This is a genomic window from Rhizobium sp. SRI_017 (genome assembly GCF_057586295.1).
This window is the reverse complement of record NZ_JBYCZP010000005.1, coordinates 242,373-267,708: the sequence shown is the minus strand read 5'-3', so window position 1 is coordinate 267,708 and position 25,336 is coordinate 242,373. Positions and strand designations below refer to the sequence as shown.

General features: G+C 62.4%; 22 protein-coding genes. 9 read left to right on the top strand and 13 right to left on the bottom strand.

Annotated elements, in window-relative coordinates:
• Positions 1-15 precede the first annotated feature (15 nt).
• The 5 genes from AC2YI2_RS13965 (at position 16) to AC2YI2_RS13945 (ending at position 6,419) form a co-directional block, all read left to right on the top strand.
• A complete protein-coding gene (locus tag AC2YI2_RS13965) occupies positions 16-1,038 on the top strand; it encodes an ABC transporter permease (RefSeq protein WP_487387081.1) in 1,023 nt (340 codons plus the stop codon).
• Entirely contained in the window at positions 1,035-2,093 is a 1,059-nt protein-coding gene (locus tag AC2YI2_RS13960; protein WP_487387080.1) for a substrate-binding domain-containing protein, read from the top strand. Before AC2YI2_RS13965 ends, AC2YI2_RS13960 begins: the two co-directional genes overlap by 4 nt.
• Positions 2,094-2,170: 77 nt before the next feature.
• Positions 2,171-4,681, top strand: a complete 2,511-nt coding sequence (locus tag AC2YI2_RS13955; protein ID WP_487387079.1) for an ATP-binding cassette domain-containing protein — start codon at positions 2,171-2,173, stop codon at positions 4,679-4,681.
• A 54-nt stretch (positions 4,682-4,735) separates the two neighbouring features.
• On the top strand, positions 4,736-5,254 hold the full coding sequence (locus AC2YI2_RS13950) for a VOC family protein (protein ID WP_487387078.1): 519 nt from the start codon (positions 4,736-4,738) through the stop codon (positions 5,252-5,254).
• 55 nt (positions 5,255-5,309) lie between these two features.
• Entirely contained in the window at positions 5,310-6,419 is a 1,110-nt protein-coding gene (locus AC2YI2_RS13945) for an NAD(P)/FAD-dependent oxidoreductase (protein ID WP_487387077.1), read from the top strand.
• On the opposite strand, the gene AC2YI2_RS13940 is transcribed toward AC2YI2_RS13945, so the two are convergent.
• On the bottom strand, positions 6,416-7,285 hold the full coding sequence (locus tag AC2YI2_RS13940) for an NAD(P)-dependent oxidoreductase (RefSeq protein ID WP_487387076.1): 870 nt from the start codon (positions 7,283-7,285) through the stop codon (positions 6,416-6,418). The genes AC2YI2_RS13945 and AC2YI2_RS13940 overlap by 4 nt on opposite strands.
• A gap of 143 nt (positions 7,286-7,428) precedes the next feature.
• On the opposite strand from AC2YI2_RS13940, the gene AC2YI2_RS13935 reads away from it, so the two are divergent.
• Together AC2YI2_RS13935 and AC2YI2_RS13930 are read left to right on the top strand one after the other, a co-directional pair.
• Positions 7,429-7,746, top strand: a complete 318-nt coding sequence (locus AC2YI2_RS13935) for a putative quinol monooxygenase (protein ID WP_487387075.1) — start codon at positions 7,429-7,431, stop codon at positions 7,744-7,746.
• A gap of 139 nt (positions 7,747-7,885) precedes the next feature.
• On the top strand, positions 7,886-9,589 hold the full coding sequence (locus AC2YI2_RS13930) for an extracellular solute-binding protein (RefSeq protein WP_487387074.1): 1,704 nt from the start codon (positions 7,886-7,888) through the stop codon (positions 9,587-9,589).
• A gap of 9 nt (positions 9,590-9,598) precedes the next feature.
• Here AC2YI2_RS13930 and AC2YI2_RS13925 read toward each other — a convergent pair whose 3' ends face one another.
• From AC2YI2_RS13925 to AC2YI2_RS13905, 5 genes are read right to left on the bottom strand one after another with little or no spacing between them, the layout of a single operon-like run.
• Entirely contained in the window at positions 9,599-10,678 is a 1,080-nt protein-coding gene (locus AC2YI2_RS13925) for a CobW family GTP-binding protein (protein WP_487387073.1), read from the bottom strand.
• A gap of 23 nt (positions 10,679-10,701) precedes the next feature.
• On the bottom strand, positions 10,702-11,955 hold the full coding sequence (locus tag AC2YI2_RS13920; protein ID WP_487387072.1) for a M24 family metallopeptidase: 1,254 nt from the start codon (positions 11,953-11,955) through the stop codon (positions 10,702-10,704).
• Positions 11,956-12,012: 57 nt separating this feature from the next.
• Positions 12,013-13,311 (bottom strand): dihydrolipoamide acetyltransferase family protein, encoded by a 1,299-nt coding sequence (locus AC2YI2_RS13915; RefSeq protein ID WP_487387071.1) that lies wholly within the window; start codon positions 13,309-13,311, stop codon positions 12,013-12,015.
• Between the two features lies 1 nt (position 13,312).
• Positions 13,313-14,296 carry an alpha-ketoacid dehydrogenase subunit beta gene (locus AC2YI2_RS13910; protein ID WP_487387070.1) on the bottom strand — a complete coding sequence of 328 codons (984 nt, stop codon included), beginning with the start codon at positions 14,294-14,296 and terminating at the stop codon, positions 13,313-13,315.
• Entirely contained in the window at positions 14,284-15,315 is a 1,032-nt protein-coding gene (locus AC2YI2_RS13905; RefSeq protein ID WP_487387069.1) for a thiamine pyrophosphate-dependent dehydrogenase E1 component subunit alpha, read from the bottom strand. Before AC2YI2_RS13905 ends, AC2YI2_RS13910 begins: the two co-directional genes overlap by 13 nt.
• A gap of 202 nt (positions 15,316-15,517) precedes the next feature.
• On the opposite strand from AC2YI2_RS13905, the gene AC2YI2_RS13900 reads away from it, so the two are divergent.
• Positions 15,518-16,582 (top strand): ketopantoate reductase family protein, encoded by a 1,065-nt coding sequence (locus AC2YI2_RS13900; RefSeq protein WP_487387068.1) that lies wholly within the window; start codon positions 15,518-15,520, stop codon positions 16,580-16,582.
• Between the two features lie 607 nt (positions 16,583-17,189).
• On the opposite strand, the gene AC2YI2_RS13895 is transcribed toward AC2YI2_RS13900, so the two are convergent.
• Positions 17,190-17,654 carry a hypothetical protein gene (locus AC2YI2_RS13895; protein ID WP_487387067.1) on the bottom strand — a complete coding sequence of 155 codons (465 nt, stop codon included), beginning with the start codon at positions 17,652-17,654 and terminating at the stop codon, positions 17,190-17,192.
• A gap of 401 nt (positions 17,655-18,055) precedes the next feature.
• On the bottom strand, positions 18,056-18,250 hold the full coding sequence (locus AC2YI2_RS13890) for a hypothetical protein (RefSeq protein ID WP_487387066.1): 195 nt from the start codon (positions 18,248-18,250) through the stop codon (positions 18,056-18,058).
• 311 nt (positions 18,251-18,561) lie between these two features.
• Between AC2YI2_RS13890 and AC2YI2_RS13885 the strand changes: the two genes are divergently transcribed.
• On the top strand, positions 18,562-19,098 hold the full coding sequence (locus AC2YI2_RS13885; RefSeq protein WP_487387065.1) for a flavin reductase family protein: 537 nt from the start codon (positions 18,562-18,564) through the stop codon (positions 19,096-19,098).
• Between the two features lie 98 nt (positions 19,099-19,196).
• On the opposite strand, the gene AC2YI2_RS13880 is transcribed toward AC2YI2_RS13885, so the two are convergent.
• The 5 genes from AC2YI2_RS13880 to AC2YI2_RS13860 form a co-directional block, all read right to left on the bottom strand.
• Positions 19,197-19,664: an RrF2 family transcriptional regulator gene (locus tag AC2YI2_RS13880; protein ID WP_487387064.1), complete on the bottom strand. Its 468-nt coding sequence runs from the start codon at positions 19,662-19,664 to the stop codon at positions 19,197-19,199.
• 93 nt (positions 19,665-19,757) lie between these two features.
• Positions 19,758-21,125, bottom strand: coding sequence for an FAD/NAD(P)-binding protein (locus AC2YI2_RS13875; RefSeq protein WP_487387063.1), 1,368 nt, complete (start codon positions 21,123-21,125; stop codon positions 19,758-19,760).
• A 90-nt stretch (positions 21,126-21,215) separates the two neighbouring features.
• The gene (locus AC2YI2_RS13870) at positions 21,216-22,739 is read right to left on the bottom strand and encodes an FGGY-family carbohydrate kinase (protein ID WP_487387062.1); all 1,524 of its coding nucleotides are present in this window, start codon (positions 22,737-22,739) and stop codon (positions 21,216-21,218) included.
• Positions 22,740-22,777: 38 nt separating this feature from the next.
• The gene (locus AC2YI2_RS13865; protein WP_487387061.1) at positions 22,778-23,620 is read right to left on the bottom strand and encodes a class I fructose-bisphosphate aldolase; all 843 of its coding nucleotides are present in this window, start codon (positions 23,618-23,620) and stop codon (positions 22,778-22,780) included.
• Positions 23,599-25,335 (bottom strand): glycerol-3-phosphate dehydrogenase/oxidase, encoded by a 1,737-nt coding sequence (locus tag AC2YI2_RS13860; RefSeq protein ID WP_487387060.1) that lies wholly within the window; start codon positions 25,333-25,335, stop codon positions 23,599-23,601. The genes AC2YI2_RS13865 and AC2YI2_RS13860 overlap by 22 nt, the downstream gene beginning before the upstream one ends.
• Position 25,336 lies beyond the last annotated feature (1 nt).

Here is a 25,336-nt window from a genome sequence, read left to right as displayed (position 1 = left end):
GAGAGACCAGACGACATGAACGCGACCGCAGTCACGCCGGACACACTTGCAAAGCAGGGCCTTCTGTCCATGCCGCTGACGCGGAGCTTCGTGACGGTGCTTTTGTCGACGGTCGTGCTGCTGATCGTCTGCCTGATCTTCGCCCCGTCGAGCGTCTCCTGGGGCTCATTCTCCGGCAGCCTTCCCTTTGCGGCGATCATCGCGATCGTCGGGCTGGGCCAGTTGCTCGTGGTGCAGCAGGGCGGCTTCGACCTGTCGCTGCCCGGCGCCGTGTCACTGGCGGTCGTCATCGCGACCCATCATCCGCAGCAGAATGATGCGCTGTTGTTCCAGGCGGTCCTGCTCGCCCTCGCCTTCGCTTTGGGCGCCGGCTTCCTCAATGGCGTCCTGGTCAGCTTCTTCAGGCTCAACGCGATCATCGCCACGATCGGTACCAATGCCCTGCTCTATGGCTGCGTCTTCGCCGTCTCCGGCGGCGTGCCCTCGATCACCACCGAACTTCTGGCCGAGATCGCCGGCGGCGAAACGCTTGGGGTTCCCAACTCGATCTTCTTCGCGCTCGGTGCTCTGGCGGTCGTTTCCTTCGTTCTGAAGAAGACCGTGGTCGGCCGAAGGTTCGAGGCGATCGGGGCCAACCCGCTGGCGGGCCGTGCCGCCGGGCTTGCCGTCCGCATCCACCAGATGATGGCCTATGTCTATGCCCAGCTTCTCTACTGCATGGCCGGCGTCCTGATTGCCGGGATTACCCGCGAGCCGACCGCCTTCCAGGGCGACAGCCTGCTACTGCCTTCCGTTGCTGTCGTCGTGCTCGGCGGTACCTCGCTGCTCGGCGGGCGCGGCTATCCGATCTCGACGGTCATTGCGGCCTTCTTCCTGAACCAATTGAGCCAATTCGCACTCTCAGTCGGGGTGCCTTTTTCGGCTCAAACCATCATCCAGGCCTTGGCGCTGGGTTTTGGCATCGGTGTTTACTCGCTCCGCTGGACGGTAAACTTCAGAAAAACGACTGGAACGAAAACTGTGGAGGAAAAGAAATGAAATACTCTTCTCTCGCGAAGGGCTTGGCGTTCTCCGTTGCAGCCGTGGTCATGGCACTCGGCAGTGCCAGGGTGGCCAGCGCCGAAACCCCGTCCTGGTGCGGCCCCAAGCAGGCCACGCTGGCGCTGCTCGACGGCTATGGCGGCAACAGCTGGCGCCAGGTGACAACCGCATCCGGCAAGCAGACCGTCGAATTGTGCCCCAGCATCACCAAATATGAATATGCCGATGGCCAGGGCGATACCCAGAAGTCGATCTCGGACATCAAGAGCATGGCAGCCAAGGGTATCGACGCGCTCGTCGTATTCGGCGACGCCGGTCCGGCGGTTCTTCCGGCCATTACCAGCGTCTTCAAGTCCGGCAAGATCATCGTCCCCTACCGCGTGAACGTCGGCGGCAAGGAAGGCGAGAACTACTCGAAGTTCATCGGCTCGTCCTTCGTCAATGACGGCGAGACCTGGGGCAAATGGATCAAGAGCATCCTGCCGAAGGGCGGCAATATCCTGTTCCTCAGCGGACCGGCCGGCAACAGCCAGGGTCTCGACGAGCTCAAGGGCATGAAGAACATCCTTGGACCGGAATATGTCTTCATCAATCCGGAGCCCTTCGCGGTGACCAACTGGGACCCGGCGCTGACACAGAAGGTTCTGACCGCCGAAATCGCCAAGGACCAGAAGATCGATGTAATCGTCTCCGACTTCGGCCCTTCGCTGGTCGGCGCGCTGCCGCTTTTTGCCAAGCAGGGCAAGTCTATCCCGGCACTCGCCACCTCCGACGGCAATTCGCTCGGCTGCTTCTGGCAGGAAAACCAGGCCGCGAACCCGGACTTCAAGCTGTTCACGGTCGCGACCGGCAACGACAATGTCAGGCTCGCCGTCCAATGGGCGGTGGCACTCGCCACCGACGGCACGCCGCCGAGCGACGAAATCTTTAAGGCGCCCGCCTTCGAAGACTCTGTCTCGGGCAAGGTACAGTGCCGCAAGGACCTTCCGGGTGCCATCTACCTGTCCTCGGAGCTGCCTGCCGAAGATCAGGCCAAGGCCGTCGGCAATTGAACGGCATGGACACCATCAAGAAAAGCCCGGAGGAGGACATCCTCCGGGCAGATTTTCCGAAGGACGGACCAAGGGATATGGCAAGACCAGACGTTAGCGCGATCGAGACGAACACGAAGGGCGGTTGCCGCGTGACGATCGGTCTGGCTGGCATTTGCAAATATTTCTCGGGCGTCGCGGCACTGCGGGACGTCAGCGTCGAGTTCCATCCGGGCGAGGTGCATGCCATTCTCGGCGAGAACGGCGCCGGCAAGTCGACGCTGATGAACATCATCTCAGGCACGTATCAGGCGAGCGAAGGCGAAATCAGCTTCGAGGATAAGCCTATCGCGCAGATGACGCCCGACATCGCCAAGTCGCTGGGCATCGCCATCTGTTTCCAGCATCCCGCCATTCTCGAGGACCTCTCCGTCCTCGAAAATCTCCGCGTATCGCTACCGTCGGCCCTCTTCGCCGGCCGGCCCGCACAGGAGGTCGCCCAGGAAATGCTCGACACGGTCGGGCTGAAAGTGCCGCTGCGCATGCGCGCCGAAGGGCTGACCGTGGCGCAGAAGCATCTCCTCGAAATCGCCAAGGCGCTGGCGCTCAAGCCCAAGGTCCTCATTCTCGACGAACCGACCGCCTCGCTCGACCAGGAGGCGACCGACATGCTGTTCGGCCGTATCCGCCAGGTCGTGAAATCGGGCACCTCGGTCATCTACATCACCCATCGTCTTGCCGAGGTCCGCCAGATCGCGCATCGCGTGACCGTCTTGCGCGACGGGCGTGTTCGCGGCGCGTCGCTGGTCAGCGACATCAGCGATGCCGATCTCGTCGGCCTCATCGTCGGCCGCACGCTGGAGGCTGCCTTCCCGCCCAAATCCCAGAGCGCGGCGGGCGCGATCGGTTTCGCCGTCGCTGGCTTGACCGGCAAGGGCATCACCAATGTCAGTTTCGATGTGTCGCGCGGCCAGATCGTCGGCGTCGCCGGGGTCGCCGGTAATGGACAGTCGGAACTGATGCGCGTGCTGGCTGGGCTGCAGTCTGCCGAAGGCACGATCAGTCTCCAGGGCCGGGCGATCAGCCAGCGCGAGCTGCTCGATGAGGCCGCCTTCATGCCCTCTGACCGCCATCTCGAAGGCGTCGCGAGCGGTCTGACCGTGCGCGAAAACGCGACTTTCGCGTCGCTGGAAAAATTCGCCACCGGCGGCATCATGAGCCGGGCCAGGGAACTGGACAAGGTAAGCTCGATCTTCGGCGAACTGGCGGTCAAGGCGCCGGGCATGGAGGCGCCGATTCTGTCGCTGTCGGGCGGCAACCAGCAGAAGGTCGTGATGTCGCGCGCGCTACTCTCCGAACCCGGCCTGATCATCGCAGACGAGCCGACGCAGGGCGTCGATGTCGGCGCGCGCTTCGAGATCTACCGCATCCTGCGCGACGTCTCCGATGCCGGTACGCCCGTCATCGTCAATTCCTCTGATGCCGTCGAGCTCCAGGGGCTCTGCGACAAGGTCATCGTCCTGTCGCGGGGACACGTGGTCGAAACGCTTGTTGGCGACGACGTCACGGAAGAGAGGATCGTGGCCGCAGCCGTTCGCGCCGAGACCCATGGGGGCGATGGCGTCGCGAAGGCCGAGACGTCGCAGGCAAAGGGGCTGAGGCATTTCCTGCAATCCGACAATGCGCCTGCGGTTCCGCTGGCACTCGTCACCATCCTGCTCGGGCTCTATGTCTACGGCCAGAACGAAAATTTCCTGTCGGTCTACAATATCTACAACATACTGCTCCTTGCGACCGCACTTGGCTTCATCGCGCTCGGGCAGACGATTGCCCTCCTGATGGGCGGCATCGATCTCTCGGTCGGTCCGCTGGCGGGTTTCCTCGTCGTGGTCGCGTCCTTCTTCATCAACGACGACAAGTCGGGCGCTGTGATGCTGGTCGGATTTGTGCTGATCTTCGCCGGGGCATTGTTCATCGGCGCTGTTAACGGCTTCCTGATACGCTTTGCAAACTTCACGCCGATCGCTGCCACGCTCGCCATGTATATCGCGATCCAGGGCTTCAGCTTCCTGCTGCGTGACAATCCGGACGGCTATATCAGCTATCCCGTCACCGACTGGATCAACTGGCAGTGGGGCCCTTTCCCCGTCGCCTTCCTGGTTCTCGTCGTCATCGCGCTCTGCGCCGAATATGTCCTGCGACGGACGAAGGCCGGATGGCGCTTGCGCGCTGTCGGCTCGGACGAGGAAGCGGCCCGCAGGACGGGTGTACGCATCGATCTCACCTTCGTCCTCGGCTATGTCGCCTGCTCGCTGCTGACCGCGCTGGGCGCGATCATGCTGATGACGCAGATCGGCGTGGGCGATCCGCGCCAGGGCGTCAATTACACGCTGGCAAGCATCACCGCCGTCGTGCTCGGCGGCACCAGCCTCACCGGCGGACGCGGGACGTTCATTGGAACGGTGCTCGGCGCCGTCCTGCTCACCGAAGTCCTAAACGCCGTCACCTTCCTCGGGCTCACCCAGACGTACCAATATCTGTTCCAGGGCATCCTGATCGTCGTTTCCGCGCTGGCCTATTCGGCCTTGCGCCGGCGCGCGGCCCATTAGGGCAAGGATCAATATTTCAGGGCTTCAGACCCGCGTCGTAATGTGGAGGATCAAATGGCCGGCAAGGTCTTCGGCATGCACCATATCGGCATCACAGTGCCCAACATCGAAGAAGGCATCGCGTTCTTCAAAGCCGTGTTCGGCGTTGTCGAGGTTTTCCGGACCGGTCCCTTCGACGTCGATAGGGACTTCATGAAGAACAAGCTCGGAGCCTCGGCCGATTCCAGGATCCGTGATCTCGTCTTCCTGCGCGCCGGCGAGGGTCCGAGCGTCGAGCTCTTCGAATATAGCGGCGACGACGGTTCGGTGCCCAAGCGTTCATCCGAGGTGGGCGGCATGCATCTCTGCTTCGAGGTGGACGACGTCCATGCCTCCGCCGAACGGCTGCGCGCCCTGGGCGTAGACATGCTCGACGGACCCAATCTCGTGGAGGACGGCCCGCTCGCCGGCTTCAACTGGATCTATTTCCGAGCGCCCTGGGGCCTGATCCTGGAGGTCGCCAGCTTCGACAAGCTCGGCTATGAAAAGACGTCGCCGCATCGTCTGTGGCGCGCAAAGGACAGCGCGGCCTGATATCGGCGTCTGCCGACTAACCAGTCGCCCGCGAACTGTCCGAGAGGCCAAACGGTTGGATAAGGTCGAGTGCATAATTGCAGGTGCCGGGGCCATCGGCCTCGCGGTGGCGCGTGCATTCGCGTTCCGAGGCTATGACGTGCTCGTCGTCGAGCACAATCACGACTTCGGACTGGAAACAAGCGGCCGCAATTCCGAGGTCATCCATGCCGGCATCTACTATCCGCCCGACAGCCTGAAGGCGCGCTTGTGCCGCGGCGGACGGGAGATGTTGCTGGATTACCTCGCGGCCAATGACGTGCCGCACCGGATCTGCGGCAAGCTGATCGTCGCCACCGCGCCCGAGCAGCTGGGAAGGCTGGCCGATATCGAGGCCAATGCCCGCGCCAATGGCGTCACATCGCTCAGAACCCTCGGTCGAAGCGCCATTGTCGAAATGGAGCCGGAACTGGCCTGCGCCGGTGGCCTGTCATCGCCGGGCACCGGGATATTCGAGAGCCGGGCCTATATGCGCGCACTCATCGCGGATATCGAGGCGAGAGGCGGATCGATCGCCTATCAGACCGAAATCTCGTCCGTGCGGGCCGGACCGGGAGGCTATGTTGTTGAGACCTCCGATGCCCATGGTGAACGCTATCTGATGAACTGCTCGGCCTTCATCAATGCGGCCGGCCTGAGGGCCACCGAACTTGCCGGCCGGATCGATGCGCAAACCCACTGGCGGGCGCCTGAAACCCGCTTTGTCCGGGGCAGCTATTATCAGGCGAGCGGCAAGGCGGCCTTTCGCCATCTCGTCTATCCCCTGCCCGAGCCCGGCGGCCTCGGCATCCACCTGACGCTCGATATCGATGGCGCCATGCGCTTCGGGCCGGATGTCGAATGGGTCGACACGGTCGATTACAGCCTCAACGACCATCGGCGCGAATATTTCAAGCAGGCCATCAGCCACTATTGGCGTGGCGTGGCGGAGCGGGAACTCAATCCCGCCTATTGCGGCGTCCGGCCAAAGCTCGCGGCTCAGGGACAGCCCGACGCGGACTTTCTCATTGCCGGTCCCGAGATGCATGGAATGCCACGGCTGGTTCAGCTCTTCGGCATCGAAAGCCCGGGCCTTACGTCATCGCTGGCCATCGCCGAACATGTCTGCGGGATAGCGGGACTCTAGATTTTCGAGGCACCTGCAAGCGCGAAAAAATCCGCCTCGCCCAGACCGTCTGCATAGGCACGTTCGAAACACTGCCTGACGGCTGAATTGACCGGGACCGGAATATGATCGGCGCGGGCTGTGCCGAGCGCGAGATCGAGATCCTTCATGATCTGGCTGACTGAAAAGGCAGCCGGATACTCACCCTTGATCAGCAGGGCCTTCTTGTAGCTGAGCAGCGGGGTGGCGATCGCGCTCTGGGTCATGACCTCGAGCATGTCGGTCCGCGTCAGGCCGCCCGCTTCCCCGATCGCCAGCGCCTCGGCCACCAGCACCGCATTGGCGGCGAGGATCGAGTTGATCGCGAGCTTGAGATAGCGCGACTGTTCTTCCGTCCCGAGATAGATCTGCCTGGCGGAAAAGGCCGACATCAACGGCTGCAGCCGGTCGAACGCGGCGCGCAGCCCGGACGCCATGACCGTCAACTGGCCGGACGCGGCATGCGTCGTCGAGCCGGATACGGGCGCGCGGAGATAGTCTATCCCAGTGGGCACCAGTCTGCCGGCGACATCTGCGGAGGCCGACGGCGAGACGGTCGAGATATCGACGAAGACCTGGCTGGCCCGGAGCGACGCCAGAAAGCCCGGCGTCATGAGTCCCAGAAGGGCAGCGTCATCAGGCACGGCGGAAATGATGACATCGGCGGATCTGAGGTCCTCCAGGCTGCGGCAATGGGAAAAGCCTTGTGCCTCGGCCTTGGCCGCACTGGCATCGTTGCGCGCGAAACTCGTCAGTTCGAAGCCGGCCTCTGTCAGGCGACGGCAGATCGGCAAACCCATCTTGCCCAACCCGATCCATCCCACGCTGCGAACAGTGCTCGCGTCCATCTTCTTCCTCCCGCGATCTCCCATCAAGATTTAGATCATCCCTCGGCTGTTCGTCGCCGGAAGTTTCTCATTTTGAGAATCTCTCGTGCGCCGTTATAGTGGTGCTGGCCTAGGATGCGTTCCATCAAAGAAGGGAGGCTTTGATGATTGGAGTGCTTACATTCCTCCGGGTGCGGCCTGAACGGCTCGCTCAGACCATCGATGCTTTGCAGGGCTTCCTCGCTCCGAGTCTCGAAAGCCCCGGCTGCCTCGCCATGCATCTTCACGCCGACCCGATCGATGCCTGCTGCCTGATGCTCTACGAGCAATGGTCGAGCAAGACCGATTTCGACGTGAATGGCGCATTGCCGGAATTCCAGTGGTTCTGGCAGCATCGCGGGGAACTGCTTCAGGACGATATCGACGTCCGCTTCTTCGAACTGGTCGATGCCCCGACCGCGCCTGGTGCAACGGCCGGATGACCATTTTCAGTGCAACTCGGCCAAACGCCTCCGCGGCAGCGGCGCCAGCGGGATCGCGGTCGATGGCAGGGATTCCACTTCCGCCTTGCTTCCCCCGGTCAGGGTGACATCATGAAGCCCGGTTGGGAGGCCGGAATGAATGACGGAATATGAGCTCTTGCGGATCATCAGCTTCCTGGAGCGGATGCGCAAACCCTATGACCAGCTTCTGCCGATGGCCGAACCCGACCAGAACTGGAACATGATCATATTCTTGATGCGCAGCTATCTGCGCGGCCAACCCGTGACGATGTCGTCGCTCGCCCAATCCGCCGAGGTTCCCTTCGCCAGCGCCATGCGGCGCATTCACAAGTTGATCGAACAGGGTGAGGTGGAACAGCAGGAGCGCGGCCCGGGCTCGAAGACATTCTATGTTGTTCCCAGTTTGAAGATGATCGAGAATTTCAAGGAATATGCCCGCAAAGTGAAGGCGCTGCTGGCCGAGACATTCGGTTTGAAGTCAGGCAATGACGACGACGAGGACTACTATTTCGGGGGCTCCTACCTGGCGGGCCAGATCATTCCGCCCCTGGAGATTATGGAGTCCAGGCAGGACGCGGGGCAGGACCTGAAATTCCTCCTGCATGATGACAACTATTTCGCCTCGATGCGGGACATGTGGTCGGACTTCCGCGCCAAGCTTTCGTCGCGCAAGAATTTCACGCTTCTGCCACTACGGGCACTGCGCGACGAAGTCTTCGAAAACGCCCGCCGAAAAGCCAGTAAATATGACGTCATCGCCGTCAACATGCCCTGGCTCGGCGAGGCGGTGAAGCGGGACGTCGGTCAGCCGCTGACTCAGTTCCTGGAAAAGAGCGGCATCAATCCGCTCGACTTCCATCCGAACATCTGGGCGACCGGCTCCTGGAGCAAGATCCAGTATGGCGTCCCAATCTATTGCACGGTCGAGACACTCGCCATTCGCAAGGATCTCTGCGAGGCCTACAAATTGCCGGCGCCGCTGAGTTTCGACCGGGTCATCGAAGTCGGCAAGCAGTTGCACCAGCCGAACCGCGGCCTGCACGGCGTGGTCTGGAACGCGGCGCAGGGCATGCCCGTCGCCCATTCCTTCATGTTCTTCATGGCCTGCTGCGGCAGTGCCGTGATCAACCTGCCGACGACACGACTCTACATGGACTATTCGCTGTTGTGCGGCGAACAGATGCGCCCTCGCGTCGACAGCGATGCCGGTCGAAAGACGCTGGATTTCATGCACCGCCTGCTGTCGATCTCGCCGCCCGACATCATGACGATCGACTGGAACCGGGGGCTCGAATATTTCATGACCGGCCATGCCGCCATGGCCTATACTTGGACCATGCGGGCTGCCCGTTTCGAGTATGACATCCGCTCCGTGGTCAAGCGCAAGGTCGAATATCTCGCCCATCCTCATGGCCCGGGCGGCGCCAGCGTCAGCCCGATCGGCGGCTTCCTGCTGATGGTGCCGCAATCGCTGCCCCCAGAGCGCGCCAATCTCGCCTTCGACGCCATTTCCTGGATGGCTTCGCCCTCGGCGATGAAGGAATATGTCAAGAACGGTTTTCCGGTCGCGCCGCGCTTCTCGGTCAGCGCCGACCCGGAGGCCGCCGCCTCGACGCCGATCGTCCGGTTCGTCGACCGTCTGGCCAAGAAGAACAAGCTGCAGAACTGGCAGAGGCCACCAATCCCGGAATATCATCATATCGAGGAAATTCTCGGCGAGGAAATCTATGCCGCGCTGATGGGCGAGATCGACGACGCCACGGCACTCGGGCGCGCGCAGAACCGGATCGACAGGGCGATGCGTGAGGCGGGTTACTACTGATTTCGGTCGTCACCTCTGGTCGCGCAGGACGCGGGCTCTTTCGCGCGCCTTGAACGTCCGCGTGCTCATGCGGTCGAGCAGTTCGACGACATCGCGGAGACTGTCGCGCGCGATGCCCTGGGTGATGAACACGACCCTCGTCCGCTCGTCACCGTCCGGCCAGCGGTCGAGCCAGGTCATGGTATGCAGCAGGTGCTGGGCACCCTGAATGACAGCGGGGCGTCCGGGCTCCTCCGCGACGTTGACCAGCCCTTTCACCCTGAGCAGGCCGGGTCCGAGATTCTGCGAAATGCCATCGAGCAGGAACTGCAATTCGGCCCGCGACACCGGCTCCTCGCGCAGAAGCACGAAGGATTCGATCTCCCGGCCGTAAAGATGATGATTGTGGACTTCCGTCGCCTGGTAGCGCGACAGCGACAGCCACGGCCGTGGGTCGGCACGAGGATCGGCCGCATCGAAGCCGTCGGCCGTCAGCAGGGCGACGATGTCAGCCGTCTCCCAGCTCATCGCCCTTATATCGGCGGCGGGATTGAGATGGGCCAGTTCCGCCGGAAGATCATTGGCAATGCCGGCTCCGGCCAGGTCGAGCTTGGTGATCCGGATCGTGTCGGCGAGAGCCGCTTGCCGCGTGGCCTCGTCGTGATTCAGGCGCGTCTGCTGCCAATTCACGGCATCGACGAGGGTAAGGACGCCGGAGACGCGATAGAGGCCGTCGAGTGTCGGTTCGGACAGGAAGGCCTGCAGCACCGGACCGGGCTCCGCGAGCCCCGAGGTTTCGATCACGACATGGTCGAAGGCGGCGATGCGTCCAGCCAGGCGGGATTGGTAGAGTTCGTTGAGGGTGGTGACCAGATCGCTGCGCACGGTGCAGCACAGGCAGCCATTCTCGAGAACGATCACGGCGTCGTTGGAATTGGCCACCAGCGAATGGTCCAGGCCGACCTCGCCGAACTCATTGACTACGACAACCGTGTTGCTCAATTCCGGTGCCTTGAGCGCCGCATTGATCATCGTCGTCTTGCCGCTGCCGAGGAAGCCCGTGACCAGCGTCACGGGCAGCCGGACGGCAGCCCTGCCGGGGCCTTCCATCTAGCCTCTCCGCCGACGAGTCATCAGAAAACCTCGCAACCCGGCAAGCCGCAGGAGATCAGGCGGTCGGAGGGGAAGTTGGTGATGATCTCGCAACCGTCCTTGGTGACGACGACCTCTTCCTCGATGCGGGCGGCGCCGGAGCCGTCCTCGGCACCCTTCCAGGTTTCGAGCGCAAAGACCATGCCTTCCTTCAGCGATGTGTTCTGCCCGCGGAAGCGCTTGGAGAAGATCGGCCGTTCCCAGAGCGAGAGGCCGACGCCGTGGCCATATTGCAGGAGAAACGCCTCTTCCTCGTCGCGATAGCCGAATTCATGCGCATCCGGCCAGACGGCGGCGACCTCGTCAGGCGTGACGCCGGGCTTGATCATGTCGATCGAGGCGCTGATCCACTTCGACGCCGTCTCATAGGCATCGATCTGGTGCTTGTTCGGCTCGCCGCAGATGAAGGTGCGGTAGTAACAGGTCCGGTAGCCGTTGAAGGAATGCATGATGTCGAGGAACACCATGTCACCCGGCTGGATCATGCGGTCGGAGAAAGTATGCGAATGCGGCCGGCCCCGCCGGCCCGAGACCGAATTCACGCATTCGACCCGTTCCGAGCCCATGCGGAACAGCCGGTCATTGGCGATGGCGACCAGTTCGTTCTCCCTGGTGCCGGGGCGGATGGCGCGGGCGATGTCGACATAGGTCGCGTCAACCATGGCCGCGGCCATTTTCAGCAACTCGATTTCGTCGCCGGTCTTGATCTCGCGTGCATCGAGCAGCGCTTGCTGGCCATCGACGACCTCGATACCCTCGGCTTCCAGCGCCCGGATCATGCCGAGTTCCATGATGTCGATGCCGAGCGGCTCTTTGTCGATGCCGTAATGCACCAGCGACTTCTTGATCTGCCGGGCGAAGTCGCGCGCAACATTCATGCCGGGCGGGATCGCGCCCTGCATGGTCGTGATCGGGGCCGCGACATTGTCGGCGATCCAGGGCGACGAGATGCGCTTGGCCGGCGGCGCCGGGTCCCAGAGGAACGGCGAACCTTCGGCCGGGCAGAGCGCGTAGCGGAAAAACTTGTCGCGCGCCCATTCGCCGATATGGGTCGCCGTCACATAGCGGATATTGTCGAAGTTGAAGCAGAGCACGCCGCCGAGACCGGCAAACTTGATCGCTTCCTGCGCGCGGCGCAGGCGCTCCTTGGAGAGGCGGTGATAATCGATCCCCTGCTCCCAGTCCTTGGCCTGGGAACCGTAGGCAGCGGTCGAATATGGGCTATTGTACTTCACTGTTTCCTCCACTCCAAACTTGCCGCCGCGCCGCTCACGATCGACGAAACTGACGTCTCATGCGAATTCCTGATCCCAGGCCCGCGTCTCCAGCACCGCCTTCAGCCGGGACAGGAAGGCCGCTGAATAGGCGCCGTCGAAGGCGCGGTGATCGAAGCTCTGCCCGACCATGCCGAGCATCCTCGGCGCGATGAAAACGCCCGCCGGCGTCGAGACGATGCCGGGCCGAAGCCGGATCGCGTCGGTCGACAGAATGGCAACTTGGGGCGCATTGATGATCGGCGAGGTGAACTGGGTGCCGAAGGCACCATTATTGGTAATCGAATAGGTGCCGCCTCCCATGTCGTCGGCCCCGAGCTTGCCGCCCCTCGCCTTCTCGACCAGCCGGCCGATGCCCTTGGCAATGCCCGCCACAGTCAGCTCGTCCGCATACCTGAGCACCGGCACGACGAGGCCCTTGTGGTCGAGATCGACCGCGATGCCGATATTGACGTCCCTGCTTCTGACAAGACGCGTGCCGTCGGTGCGGGCATTGATGTCGGGGAATTCCTTGAGCACGATCGAGACCGCGCGTGTGATGAAGGGCAGGAAGGTCAGCGAAAGCCCGTGCTCGGACTTGAAGCCGTTCTTGCGCGCCTTGCGCACGGTATCGATCGCGGTGAAATCCACCTCCGTCGCCTGGAAGACATGCGGGATCGTCCGCCAGTTTTCGGCCAGCCGGTCGGCGGTCTTCTGGCGGATCGTGGAAAAGGCGATGACCTCGTCGCGCGGCCCGATGTTCAGGCTGATCGAGGGCGCGGATGCCCCAGCCGAGATTGCCTGAGGCTGCGGCACATCACGCGCAGCCGGCTGCCGGGCGGCATAGGCGCGGACCTCCTTCTCGGAAATCCGGCCGAGGCCGCTCATCTTGCCTTCGGCGACGATACCCTTGAGATCGATGCCCTGTTCGGCGGCCAGCCGGCGGGCCAAAGGCGTGACGCGGATGCCGTCCTGCACCGCCTTGCCGAACAGGCCACGCGCCGTTCGCACTTCCTCTAGCACGGAGAGAGCTGATACCGGTGTAGCAGCTTTCGCGGCCGGTACAGTCTCAACGACCGACGCGGCCGGCGCATTGGCTGCTGCACCACCAAGCACCGCGACCACCGCGCCCACCGGAGCAGTCGCACCGTCGCCGACCCGGATTTCAGTGAGCGTGCCGGCCTCGATGGCCTCGACGTCGATCGTGACCTTGTCGGTCTCGACCTCGAACAACCGGTCGCCGGCGTTCACGGAATCGCCGACCTTCTTGAACCAGCTCAAGATCTTGCCTTCGGCGACTGTCTCGCCGAGCTGCGGCATGATGATGTCCGCGCCCATCTCAGCCTCCGTTCATGACGCGGCTGACGCGTTCGACGATCCGGTCGACATTCGGAAGTGCCATGTCCTCGAGATGGTCGGCGGCGGGCAGCGGGATGTGCGGCGTCGTGATCCGCACGCAGGGACCATCGAGATCCCAGAACACCTCGTCGGCGACGATGGAGACAATCTCCGCCCCCCAGCCGCAAAGCCGGGGATTTTCCTCGACGGTGAACAGCCGCCCGGTCTTGACGACCGACCCCAGGATCGTCTGTGTATCGAGCGGAACGAGGCAGCGCACATCGATCACCTCAGCGTCGATGCCATGCTCGTCGGCCAGTCGTTGCGCAGCATCCATCGCTCGGTGCACCATCATAGCGAGCGCGATGATGGTGCAGTCCTTGCCGGGCCGCAGGACCTTGGCTGTGCCGAGCGTGTCGATGATCTCGCCGTCGGGCACTTCGCCCTTCACGGCATAAAGCGCCTTGTGCTCGTGGAAGATCACGGGATTGTTGTCGCGGACGGAGGCGGCCATCAGGCCGATCACGTCGATCGGCGACGACGGCGCTACGACCTTGAGGCCGGGGATCATCATCGACCAGTTCTCGATCGACTGCGAATGCTGCGCGCCGAAACGCACGCCGCCACCATTGCCGGTCCGCACCACCAGCGGCACGGAGAGCTGGCCATTGGTCATGTAGCGCGTCTTGGGGAATTCATTGGCAACATAGTCGAAACAGACGGCCATGAAATCCGAGAACATGATTTCGGCGATGGGACGAAGCCCGGTCATCGCCGCGCCCATCGCGGCGCCGAGGATGGCCTGCTCCGAGATCGGCGTGTCACGCACCCGGCGCGGCCCGAACTCCTCATAGAGTCCGACGGTAGCCTTGAACACGCCGCCGGCCTTGGCGATATCCTCTCCGAGGAAGACGACGCGCTCGTCGCGACGCATTTCCTGCGCGATGGCGCGCGCAACTGCGTCGCGATAGGTCAGTTCCGCCATGCCCAGCCTCCATCGTCATACACATCCGCCGTCAGCAATGTTTCAGGTGCCGGCGGCGAGGCTTTACAAAGGGCTGTCGCGTCTTCGACCTTCTGCCTGCTCCGGGCCTCGATCGCGGTAATCTCGTCGGGCGATATCCCGAAATCGAGCATTCTCTGGCGGTAGATCTTCACCGGATCGCGCTCCAGCCAGCGATCGAGCTCACCCTCCGGCCGGTACTTCGCCGGGTCAGCCCGGGAATGGCCGGAATGACGGTAGGTCAGGCATTCGATCAGCGAAGGACCATCACCGCGCCGCGCCTTCTCGAGAGCCTCGCGCGCGGTGCGATAGACCACGTCGGCGTCGTTGCCGTCGACGATGATCCGCTCCAGTCCGTAGGCCGAGGCGCGGTCGCCTGCGGGGTGCTCCACCGCCGTCACCTCGCCGATCGGCGTATACTCCATGTAGAGATTGTTCTCGCAGACGAAGACGATCGGCAGCTTCCAGATGACGGCGAAATTCAGGGCTTCATGGAAGGCGCCGATATTGGTCGTGCCGTCGCCGAAAAAGCAGACGGCGACCTCGGGATCGCCGAGATATTGTGCCCGCCAGGCCGAACCGCAGGCGATCGGCAGATGCGCGCCGATGATTGCATAGGAGCCCATCACGCCATGTTCGACGGAGGTCAGGTGCATGGAGCCGCCCTTGCCGCGCATCAGCCCGATATCGCGCAGCATCAGCTCACCGAGAATTTTCTCCATGCCGACGCCGCGGGCCAGCGTATGGGCATGGCCGCGATAGGTGCAGAAGGACTTGTCGCCCGGCTGCATCGCCGCGCCAAAAGCCGCCGCGATCGCCTCCTGCCCGAGTGACAGGTGGCTGGTCCCCTTAATCAGGTTCTGCAGGAAAAGGTCGTAGGCCCGTTTTTCGCAATCCCGGATCTCAACCTGTAGCCGGAACAGGTCGAGACGGATTTCAAGCCCTATGTCGTCATTGGACAGGGCTTCGCCCGATGGCGCGCCCGCTTTTGAATCTGCCATGATTGTCTCGATTCCTCCCACACCCTCTCCCGGGGGCGGTTCTGTCAGGCTTCAACTCTGCCAAACAAAACCGCGCTGCTCGGTCCTCAATTTTCCCAAAATGAGAATCTTTCAGCGAGCGTCGGATGGCACCTGAGGCCAGCCTGCTCGTGCAGGTCTCCGTGCAAACGAGACAATCGGACGGGAGAGAGGAGAGTTCGCCATGGCTTGGGAGAGAGAGGGAGGCCCGCGCATCGCGTTCCTCGGAACGGGCGCGCAGGGGGCATCCGTCGGCGCCGATTTCGCGCTGGCCGGCCTCGATGTCACATTCATCGAACAATGGCCCGATCATGTCGAAGCCATCCGGGAGCGGGGCATAACCGTCAATCTGCCTTCGGGGACGATAAGCGCCAAGGTGCCTGCGCTGCATCTCTGCCAGGTTGCCGAGATCCGGGAGCCTTTCGACTTGGTCGTGCTGGTGGTGAAAGCTTATGACACGAAGTGGGCGACCCAGCTGATCGAACCCTGTCTCGCAGCTGACGGCCTGATCGTTGGCTTGCAGAACGGCATGACCCATGAGGATATCGCATCCATCGTCGGCCGCGAGCGCACCATCGGCGCCGTTATCGAGATCGCGTCGAACATGTGGACGCCAGGCATCACCAACCGGCAGAACGACCGCGACACATCGTGGTTCGCGCTTGGCGCGCTTGATCCGGCCACGCAGCCCCGCGTAGAGGCAGTCGCCCGGCTGCTCCGGAATGCCGGCCGGGTCGAGGTCACCGACGACATCCGCTCGGCGAAATGGATGAAGCTCGTGGTCAATGCCGCCGAGCTGATCCCTTCGGCGATCCTCGATATGCCGCTCGGCGATGCCGCACGATGGCCAGGCATGCTCGAAGTCATGCGCGCGGCCGGCTACGAGGCGATGAATGCAGCTCTGGCCGACGGTGCCAAAATCGTCCCGATCATCGGCATGCCACCGATGACGGCGAACCACCACGAACGCTATGTCGACCAGATTTTCGAAGAGGTGCTGACGACATTCTCGCAGCCCGACACGCTGACGACCTCACTGCAGGATTGGCGGAAAGGCCGACGGGCCGAGGTTCGGGAAGTCAACGGCTGGGTCGTCGACAAGCTCAGGGAACATGGGCACGACGCGCCTGTGAACAAGCGTGTCGTGGAAGTGGCATTAGAGATCGAGAAAGGGAGGCTCAAAGCAAGCCCTCACAATGCCGCGCGTTTGATCGAGGCGTTTCGCTGTGCAGTGACAGAATGGTCGTGACCTTCCACCGACTTGCCGTGTGCTGCGATATATGACCGAGTGCAGCGGAAGGGAATTTGGGCAAACAAATCGCCAATATCTTCACGGTTTCAGGCCTCCCACAGCCAGCCGGCCCCAAACCATGATCCATTGCTTCAACGTGTTTTCCGGCCAGATCCAGTCGCAATCCATGCCCTGATCGCCTGCCCCAGGCTTCGGCCGCTTCCCAATGCTGCTTCGACCCGGTTGCCGAGGCACCAGTCGCCACAGGCCGCGAGGCCAGCGTCGGAATCGAACAGATATGGCTTCCCAACCGCCCAGTCGACATTGGCAAAACGCCAGCGGTGGAGATCCCTCCAGGGGGGCCGGAAAAGTCGTGAGGCGTGATGTCCGCGAGCGCTTTCAGCATCGTTGCCTTCACCCAATCGCGGTCCGCCTCTGAGAAAATATCTGTCCGGTCAGGTTTGCCGCTATCGACTGCAGTCCAGCTCAGAACGGGGTCCTCGACGCGGGCCGCCGCAATCGGCAGCCGATGAATATCTGCTCCCATCAAGACCCGAAATGGCCGTTTCTGGCGGATACTGTTGAATATCTTTCGTTCTCCCCGGCTTCCATTCTGCGTAGTCGCTCACGCGTCTGCGAAAGCCTCGTACAGGTTGCCCAGCATGGTCTCTATCTGTGCCATGTCGAGTTTGGACAGATCGATCTTATCCTGCTCGCGCCGCTGCCCGGAGCCGGTGACGTTAACTCGCGCAGGCCCCTGCATCGCAAAGTCTGCGACGAAATCTGTCGCTTGCCCCTTTTCAATCACCACCACTTTGCAGAGCAGCGGCGCATTGGGATCCTTCGGGTCAAAAGGACCGTCCTGCCAACGCAACTCGCCAGATCCCGGCTTGAGCCGTTGATTGACATGCGTGCAGACATCTCCGACCATGATCACGAGGCGGGACCATTGCTCACGCCCGATCCGCCAGTTCTCGGCCTTTCGTTGCTCTTCCTCGATAACCCTTTCCGCCGCCCGCTTCGCGGCCTGTTCCCTTTTCAGAACACGATCGGATAGTGCATCTATTCGCTCGGCAAACTTGTCGTCCATGAGACCTCCGGAGGGGCCGCTGAGGCTACCTGACCGAGACGAACCGCAATTTCATGCGGAGACTACTCCCAGGGCTTCAGCTTTGGTTGGCGATTGGATTGAGATGGGATTCACGCAATGCGGCGCGCGGTCGAGCAGGCGTCGAGGGTAGAAGGTCTCGGGGATTTACCCGCACGCTTGAGACCATAACCCAAAGTAGCTTCGATTGTTGAACTGCTTTCGGCAATGTGTTCACCAGAAGACCGCTTGGTCCTCGACTTCCTCAGGAACCTCCGTCGGACATCCAACCTTCGAAAATATCGCCTATCTGCAGCGCGTCAGCGCACAACGTCATACCCGCAAAAAAGAACCGGACCTCGACGGGGGCGAGATCCGGTTGCCAACGGGGCGAAAGGGTCAATTCAGAAATAGCGGTAGAAATAGAAGGAGGCGGGCACTTCGCCGCCGTCGCTGGTGAGAACAGGACGGGCGTCAGTCCGCTCTGTCTCGCCCCGTACGGATTCCCTGACGGACGGTGCCTTCGGCGGATTCGCCGCGATATGCTTGACCTGTTTGGGGAAGAAGAAACCCAGTGTGTATCCGCTCAGCATCATCATGATCGACACTCCCTTTAATCAATCATCAGGGCCACGGACGCATCAGGCGCCACGAGTTCGTATATTCTATAAAAAATATAGATATTAAAAGCAACAGATATTCATTCCTAATTTTTGCCCAAAGGGAGATTCCCCTTTCAGCGGCCTCGGCCCATCGCCGTCCGGTCGCCATGGCCCTAATCAAGGATCTGCAATACGCGCGGTCGTCTGATCCAATAGTCATCGCATATTGTCTATAAAAATTATTGACAATATGGATTTAACACCTATCGTCGATCAGCGAGACAACGATGCCGAGAAGGAATCCGGAAATGAACATTGCCCACGCCCTCCACTTGTCGGGCACCAACATCCCTGGAACGCACGCTGATGTCGCGACCGTCAAGCGTGCACTGCGCTCGCTGGGAGGCGGCGTGTCCGTCATCACCGCCGGGCGAGGCGAGGACAGGACCGGCGCGACAGTCACGTCGGCGACCGGGCTTTCGATGGATCCGCCGACGATGATCGTCAACATCAACAAGAGTTCGTCGACCTGGCCGGCGATCGAGCGCCATGGGCACTACTGCGTCAATATTCTTGCGGTCGGGCAACAGGAAATTGCCAATCGCTTTGCCGGCATCGGCGGCGTGAAGGGCTCGGCGCGGTACGAAGGCGCAGAATGGACGACGCTCGTCAGCGGGGCGCCGGTTCTCGCCAATGCGCTTGCAGCCATCGACTGTGAAGTCGAGGAGATCATCGAGCGCCACAGCCATGCGATCATTCTTGGCCGCGCGGTCGCGGTATTGAGTGGCGAGGGTGAATCGCTGGTCTATCACAATGGCGGCTATGGCCACGTGGCGCGGCTTTAGGGATACCAAGCTTTGCCCGCCGGGCACCGATCCAAAACAGAAGGCCGCGAAACGATCGCGGCCTTCTGTTCATTTACAGATATGCGGCGAGGCCGCGTTCAGGTCGCGACTTTGGGCAGATCCATGTCGAGATCGACATCGAGATCGGCGTAGCCACCGGAAACCAGCTGCTCGAGCGTCAACTTGTCGAGTATCTCCGACATTGCATCGCGCACCTGGGTCATCGCCTTGCGCACGAGACAGGTCGCGGGATCAGCGCAATCCTCGCATGCCTCATACGCCGTGCGGCTCGCACAGCGGATCGGCGCAAGCGGCCCATCGATCACGCGGATGGCATGGCCGATGCGCACTTCGGACGCCGGTCGCGACAAGGAATAGCCACCCGTCGGACCTTTGCGCGAGCGCACGATGCCGGCATTGCGAAGTTCGAGCAGGATCGTGTCGAGGAATTTCTTCGGGATCTGGTTGGCAAGCGCGATCTCACCACTGAATGCGGTCTCACCCGGAGGCAGACGCGCAAGCGCAATCAGGGCCTTGAGCCCGTATTTTCCTTTTTTTGTGAGCATGAAGCACCTGAGAAAGTCGGGATCGATCGCCTAAGCGAACTTTATAATCTTTATAGATATAATTTTCGCTTACTTTCTCAAGCCCATTAGACCCTAAGTCGCTGGAATTTTCTCAGCAATACGTCCCGCGACCTGTTTTGTCTGCACTCTTATATCAGGAACCGCGAAAATTTCGAAGAATTGACCCATCGTCATCGGTCCGAGGGCGTAGGCCGAGGCCACTGTCGACCCGTCTTCGCGCTCGATCTGCGAATCAGCATTGACCGCCAGACCAAGGCCGAGCGCATCGCCCGTGATCATGCCGCGTGCCGACATCTTCTTGAGCAGAGGCACTTTCGAGATCGAACATTTCTCCATCCCGGTGCAATTGACCACCCAATCGGCGCTCAACTGGCGAAGCGTTCCCGTGTGGCGGTCGCGATAGGCCACGCGCGCTCCGGCCTCGTTGGCATAGATCTCATGCAGCCAGCCGGCGCTGACCGTGACCTGACCGCTCTGCTGCATCTCATTGAAACGTGCATGAATATCCGGCGCCAGGCGATGGCGATGCACGTTCCACCAGGCATTGGCATGGCGCAGGAACCGGCGTCGCTCGTTATGGGTGAGATGCTGCCAGACCGCCTGCGTCACCGGGCGCACGCCATCGATGGCGCTCCGCCAATCCACAGCCGAGCGCGCCGCGGCGCGCAGTCGCCGCATCATCTCGCTGAGCGGAGCCGAGCCGGGCGTGACAGCGGGCGGCAGCGCATCGCTCCGCGGCACCTGATGCGGCTGCGGCACGAGGCCATGGCGGGAGATGACATGGATCCGGCCGCGATGGCCGCGGCGGCGAAGCGACATCACTTGGTCGACCATGGTCAGGCCGGAACCGAGCATGAAGATCGTATCGTCGGGCTGGGCCCGTTCCATCCACTTGTCGGCCCAGACGTTCAGACAGAGATGCTTGCGGGCTTCCGGTGCGATCCTATCCTCCGGCAGGGGCAGCCCCGCGGGTGTGCCGCCGATACAGAACACACTCGCCCGCGCCTCGAGCCGCTCACCGTTCGAGAGGTGGAAGACCTGCCTGTCGTCGCCAAGCACTTCGCAATCGATCGCTTCGGCATCCTGAAAATAGAGCCGCGCAAGATTGTCGGCGCGATGGATCTGCGCCTCCAGCGCGTCCTGCACGTAGGCGCCGAAGAGCGGCCGCGGGATGAAATCCTCAGGCCCGTGGCTGTGGCCGTTGCGTGTCAGCCAATTGCAGAGATGATCCGGCCTGTCGGGAAAAAGGCTCATGCGGCCGGCCGGCACGTTCAGGCGGTGGACATCGTCCGCCCGTCCATAGGCCGTGCCGAGTCCCAGGCTAGCCGTGCGTCCGACAACACCGATCGTCTGGTCGGGGTCCAGGACTTCCATGAGGTTGACGATCGTTGCCGCGGCCGAAAAGCCGCCACCGATCACGGCGACATCCACGTGGTTCATGCGAATTCCTTTGTCTATAAATTTTATAGACTACACCAATGCGCATTTGTCAACGCCGCTTGTTCGCGTTCGCGGCAACCATTTCCGACTTCACGCCGTCTGTTGCGCGCGCATCACGAGTTGCGCGACATGCTTCCAGACCGGCGTCATCGTCTCCGATATCATGCCATAGATCTCATATCGTTGGCGATAGAGCTCGGAGAGACAGGGATCGGGCTCATAGGTTCGCTCGGCTTTGACCATGCGTGCCGCGCCTTCGGCAAAATCGCCGAACAGGCTCACGCCCGTCCCGGCTGCGATGGCCGCGCCAAGAGCTCCGGTTTCCCGCGACCGCGTCACCGTGACCGGCAATCCAAGAATATCGGCGAAGATTTGCGGCCAGACACGGCTGCGCGAGCCGCCACCCGACAGCACCGCATCGGCGAAATGGACGCCGGCGGCCCGGAGCCGGTCGATATGCCAGCGATGGCCGAAGACGACGCCCTCCAGCACCGCGCGCATCATGTCCGCCTTGCCGTGCCAGCCGCCGACGCCATAGAAGCCGGCGCGGGCATTGCCGTCGGTCTGGGCACCATAAAGGAACGGGTGATAGAACGGCGCTGTTGCCGAGGCCTCGACACTCGCGGCCAGTTCGCAGGCAATGTCGAACGGCGAGACGCCTTCCGGGCAATCGTGGAAGAATTCCCGCACCATCCATTCGAGATTGGCGGCAGAGGTCGCGCTGTTCTCCATCGCCATGTAGCGCTTGCGGTCATAGGTCGACCACATGAAGACCGGACCGGCGAGTTGCGAGCCGTCTGTTATCACCTGGTTGATGCTCCAGGTGCCGGCGATGATCGAGGCCGCGCCGCTACGGGTAACACCGGAGCCGAGCGCCGAGGCGACGACGTCGAACAGGCCGCCCACGACGGGCGTTCCCTCGGCTAAACCCGTAAGCCTCGCCGCCTCGGCCGTCACTCGGCCGGCGATCTCGTCGCTCTCGACGAGACGCGGCAGCAGCTCCTTGCATCCGCCGAGACCGAACGCATCGAGCAGCCGCGAATCGTAGGTTCGCTCATCGAGATTGAGCAGCCCGCAACCGCTCATGTCCGAGACGTCGCTGACCCGATCGCCGGTCAGCCGATAGGTCACATAGTCCTTGGCCAGGAAGACCGTGCCGACCCGTGCAAAGAGCCCCGGTTGGTTGTTCTTGAGCCAGGCCATCAGCGTCGGCGTCTGGGCCGGCCAGGGCCGCTGGCGGCCTATGGCGATCGTGATGTCGCCGACGCCGGCTGCCTCCAGCTCCTCCGCCAGCGCACCGGCCCGCGTGTCGATCGACTGGATTCCGATCAGCGGCGTGCCGTCCCTGTCCAGCGCATAGAGCCCGTTGCCATGGCCAGCACAACCGATTGCCCGGATTTCTCTGGGATCGATGCCCGCACCGTTGATGCAGGCGCGGATCACTGCCTGGGCATTCTCCCAGAACTCCCCGAGATCGCGCTCGACATGGCCGGGTTTCGGCATACGGCTATGGCCTTCCCGCGCAGCATGCGCCAGTTCCCGCCCGTCGAGGTCGAAAATGACGGCCTTGATGACCGTGTTGCCGGCGTCGAGGCCGAGTAGGTAGTCTCCCATGGCGAACCCCTCCTCCGGGTCGTCAATTCATTCGGCCGTCAGCCCTGTTCGTAGAGGGCGTGAGCCGTTGCCGCGTCCGCGCCTTCGTGGATCATTGCCATCAGCCCGCGAACCACCGCGCTCGCATTGGCATGCTGATAGATATTGCGGCCATAGACCATGCCCATGGCGCCCTGCTTCATCAGCGCCGCCGATTTCTCGAACACGATCCGGAGATCCTCTCGCCCGCCGCCGCGCACCAGCACCGGGCAACGCGCCGCCTCGACCACCTTGTGAAAATCCTCCGCGTTGGTGGTCGGATCGGCCTTGATGATATCGGCCCCCATCTCGCGCGCAAGCCGCGTCAGCGTCACGATCTTCTCGCAGTCGCCATCGACCATGTAGCCGCCCGCCTCGGTCACCGGCTGCATAACCAAGGGTTCGATCATCAGCGGCATGCCATATTTGTCGCAATCGGCGCGGACGCGGGAGATGTTCTGGACACATTGCTTGAAGAGCTCGGGCTCGTCGGGCAGCATGAAGAGATTGACGACGACACAGGCCGCATCCATTTGAAGCGCCCCGATCAGCGGCTCGACCTCGTTCTGCAGCACCGCCCACATGTGGCGATGGCGGATGCGGTTATAGGGATTGCCCATGTCGATGCGCATCACCAGGGCCGGCTTGTCCTTGCCATCGATGGTCTGCAGCAGGTCGGCCTGGCCGAAATTCATCTGGATCGCATCCGGCCTTGCGGCCACCAGCGACGTCACCACGGCCCCGATATCCTCCAGCCCATTGAGGAAGGAGGGCTCATTGCAGACGCCGTGATCGATCGCGACGTCGAGGCATCGTCCCTTGCCGAAGAGCCGGTTCATCCTCACCTTGCCATTGCTGCGCATGGGGTACTCCTGTCTGTGTTTCTGGATTTGAGCGTCGCTTCAGTGACGCCATGGCGCTCCGCGAGAAGCGTAAGGAATCGATGACGTTCGGCTGCCTTGGCCGGCTCATCCCACCCACGTTCGGCGGCAAGCACATCCAGCGAAGCATCGACGGCATCTAGGGAAAGCCGGCCAGATACCGCAAGCGTCGTGCGCCGAAGCAGCAGGTCATCGAGATGTTCGACGGCTTCGCTGCGAATAAGTTGGATAAACTCGCGGGACGAATGGCCGCTATCCACAAGAGGCTCATCCGGGCCTGCGGCAATGAACTCCGCAAGATCCGAAGCGGCCGTCCCGTAGAGAGCGAACAGGTCAGCGATCCGCGATGCCGGCAGCCCTGTGCGGACCGCCAGCGCCCTCTTCCAGGGCAGCGTAACAGCGGGATAATCCCGGCCGCCACCGATGGCTCGGTCGGCCGTCGGCACGGCGGCACGGCCCCCCAGCCGTTCGAGTACCATGGTCGAAGCCAGTTCGCCGAACGACCGAAATGTCGTCCATTTCCCACCAATCATGCAGAGGACGGGCGGCGATCCCGCCTGCTCGACGAAGGTGCAAAAGTGGTCGCGCGGAATGCGTCCGGTAAAACTGTCCTCGCTCGCCGGCAGCGGCCGGACGCCCGCGAACTGGAAGACGATGTCTTCCGGCGCGATCCTGATCTCAGGCAACACGAAGGCCAGCGATTGCAGGATATAGTCCCGCTCATCCGCCTCGCAGCGCACGGTGCCGGGATCGTCGACGCGGATGTCCGTCGAGCCGACCAGCACCTTGCCGAGATAGGGAAAGAGGATGCAGATGCGGCCATCCTCATTCTCGTAATAGAGCATGTGCCCGCCCAGCGCTTCCAGAAGCGCGGGATTGTCGATCATGAGATGCGAGCCCTTGGTGCCACCCATGAGCGGTGCTGACCTATCCGTACCTGGCAGGATTTCGCGATTGGTCAGGTCGATCCAGCCGCCTGTCGCATTGACGATGATCCGTGGCTCGATCGCGAGGGAGCGACTCGAGATCTCGTCACGCAGAACGAGGCCGCCACCGTCTCGACGGACCTCGGCATAGTTCAACGCCCGCGCATGCTCGCCGGCCTCCAGTCCATCCTTCAGAAGCTCGATTCCAAGCCTTTCGGGATGGCTGATCTGGGCGTCGTAATAGGTCGCCGAGCCGATCAGATCGGGGTTCAGCGCCGGCCAAAGGCCAAAGGTGCGGCGCTTGCCGCGAAAGCTGTGCCCCGGCATCCGTGCCCGGCGCCGGGTGAGGAAGTCGTAGATCGAGAGCCCGAGCTTGACCACGACGGCGCCGCGCCGACTCGGCCGGCGGCTCAGGCCGAGGAAGCGCACGGCGCCATTCGCCACGCCCGAGAAGACGTCGAAGACCGGCACCGTCGTCATCAGCGGCGAGACATAATGCGGCGCATTGGCGAGCAGCCGGTCGCGCTCCTCGAGGGATTCTCTCACCAGCTTGAATTCGCCATTCTCCAGATATCGCAACCCGCCATGCACCATGCGCGACAGTGCCGCGCTGGCGCCGGAACAGTAGTCGTTCCGCTCGACCAGCAGCACATCGACGCCCTGCAGCGCCAGCTCGCGGAACACGGAGATCCCGTTGATGCCGCCGCCGATGACCAATACATCGGGGTTCGGGCGTCTCGCGAGCCCGTTGAAAATCTCTTCTCGGTTCATG

Bases quoted from the DNA above. Each gene is read 5' to 3' on its own strand.
- AC2YI2_RS13955 (WP_487387079.1), top strand. From the start codon at position 2,171: ATGGCAAGACCAGACGTTAGCGCGATCGAGACGAACACGAAGGGCGGT.
- AC2YI2_RS13965 (WP_487387081.1), top strand. From the start codon at position 16: ATGAACGCGACCGCAGTCACGCCGGACACACTTGCAAAGCAGGGCCTT.
- AC2YI2_RS13910 (WP_487387070.1), bottom strand. From the start codon at position 14,296: ATGGCGGAACTGACCTATCGCGACGCAGTTGCGCGCGCCATCGCGCAG.
- AC2YI2_RS13875 (WP_487387063.1), bottom strand. From the start codon at position 21,125: ATGAACCACGTGGATGTCGCCGTGATCGGTGGCGGCTTTTCGGCCGCG.
- AC2YI2_RS13860 (WP_487387060.1), bottom strand. From the start codon at position 25,335: ATGAACCGAGAAGAGATTTTCAACGGGCTCGCGAGACGCCCGAACCCC.
- AC2YI2_RS13930 (WP_487387074.1), top strand. From the start codon at position 7,886: ATGACGGAATATGAGCTCTTGCGGATCATCAGCTTCCTGGAGCGGATG.
- AC2YI2_RS13865 (WP_487387061.1), bottom strand. From the start codon at position 23,620: ATGCGCAGCAATGGCAAGGTGAGGATGAACCGGCTCTTCGGCAAGGGA.
- AC2YI2_RS13960 (WP_487387080.1), top strand. From the start codon at position 1,035: ATGAAATACTCTTCTCTCGCGAAGGGCTTGGCGTTCTCCGTTGCAGCC.
- AC2YI2_RS13935 (WP_487387075.1), top strand. From the start codon at position 7,429: ATGATTGGAGTGCTTACATTCCTCCGGGTGCGGCCTGAACGGCTCGCT.
- AC2YI2_RS13885 (WP_487387065.1), top strand. From the start codon at position 18,562: ATGAACATTGCCCACGCCCTCCACTTGTCGGGCACCAACATCCCTGGA.
- AC2YI2_RS13950 (WP_487387078.1), top strand. From the start codon at position 4,736: ATGGCCGGCAAGGTCTTCGGCATGCACCATATCGGCATCACAGTGCCC.
- AC2YI2_RS13870 (WP_487387062.1), bottom strand. From the start codon at position 22,739: ATGGGAGACTACCTACTCGGCCTCGACGCCGGCAACACGGTCATCAAG.
- AC2YI2_RS13900 (WP_487387068.1), top strand. From the start codon at position 15,518: ATGGCTTGGGAGAGAGAGGGAGGCCCGCGCATCGCGTTCCTCGGAACG.
- AC2YI2_RS13890 (WP_487387066.1), bottom strand. From the start codon at position 18,250: ATGATGATGCTGAGCGGATACACACTGGGTTTCTTCTTCCCCAAACAG.
- AC2YI2_RS13895 (WP_487387067.1), bottom strand. From the start codon at position 17,654: ATGGACGACAAGTTTGCCGAGCGAATAGATGCACTATCCGATCGTGTT.
- AC2YI2_RS13915 (WP_487387071.1), bottom strand. From the start codon at position 13,311: ATGGGCGCGGACATCATCATGCCGCAGCTCGGCGAGACAGTCGCCGAA.
- AC2YI2_RS13905 (WP_487387069.1), bottom strand. From the start codon at position 15,315: ATGGCAGATTCAAAAGCGGGCGCGCCATCGGGCGAAGCCCTGTCCAAT.
- AC2YI2_RS13880 (WP_487387064.1), bottom strand. From the start codon at position 19,664: ATGCTCACAAAAAAAGGAAAATACGGGCTCAAGGCCCTGATTGCGCTT.
- AC2YI2_RS13925 (WP_487387073.1), bottom strand. From the start codon at position 10,678: ATGGAAGGCCCCGGCAGGGCTGCCGTCCGGCTGCCCGTGACGCTGGTC.
- AC2YI2_RS13940 (WP_487387076.1), bottom strand. From the start codon at position 7,285: ATGGACGCGAGCACTGTTCGCAGCGTGGGATGGATCGGGTTGGGCAAG.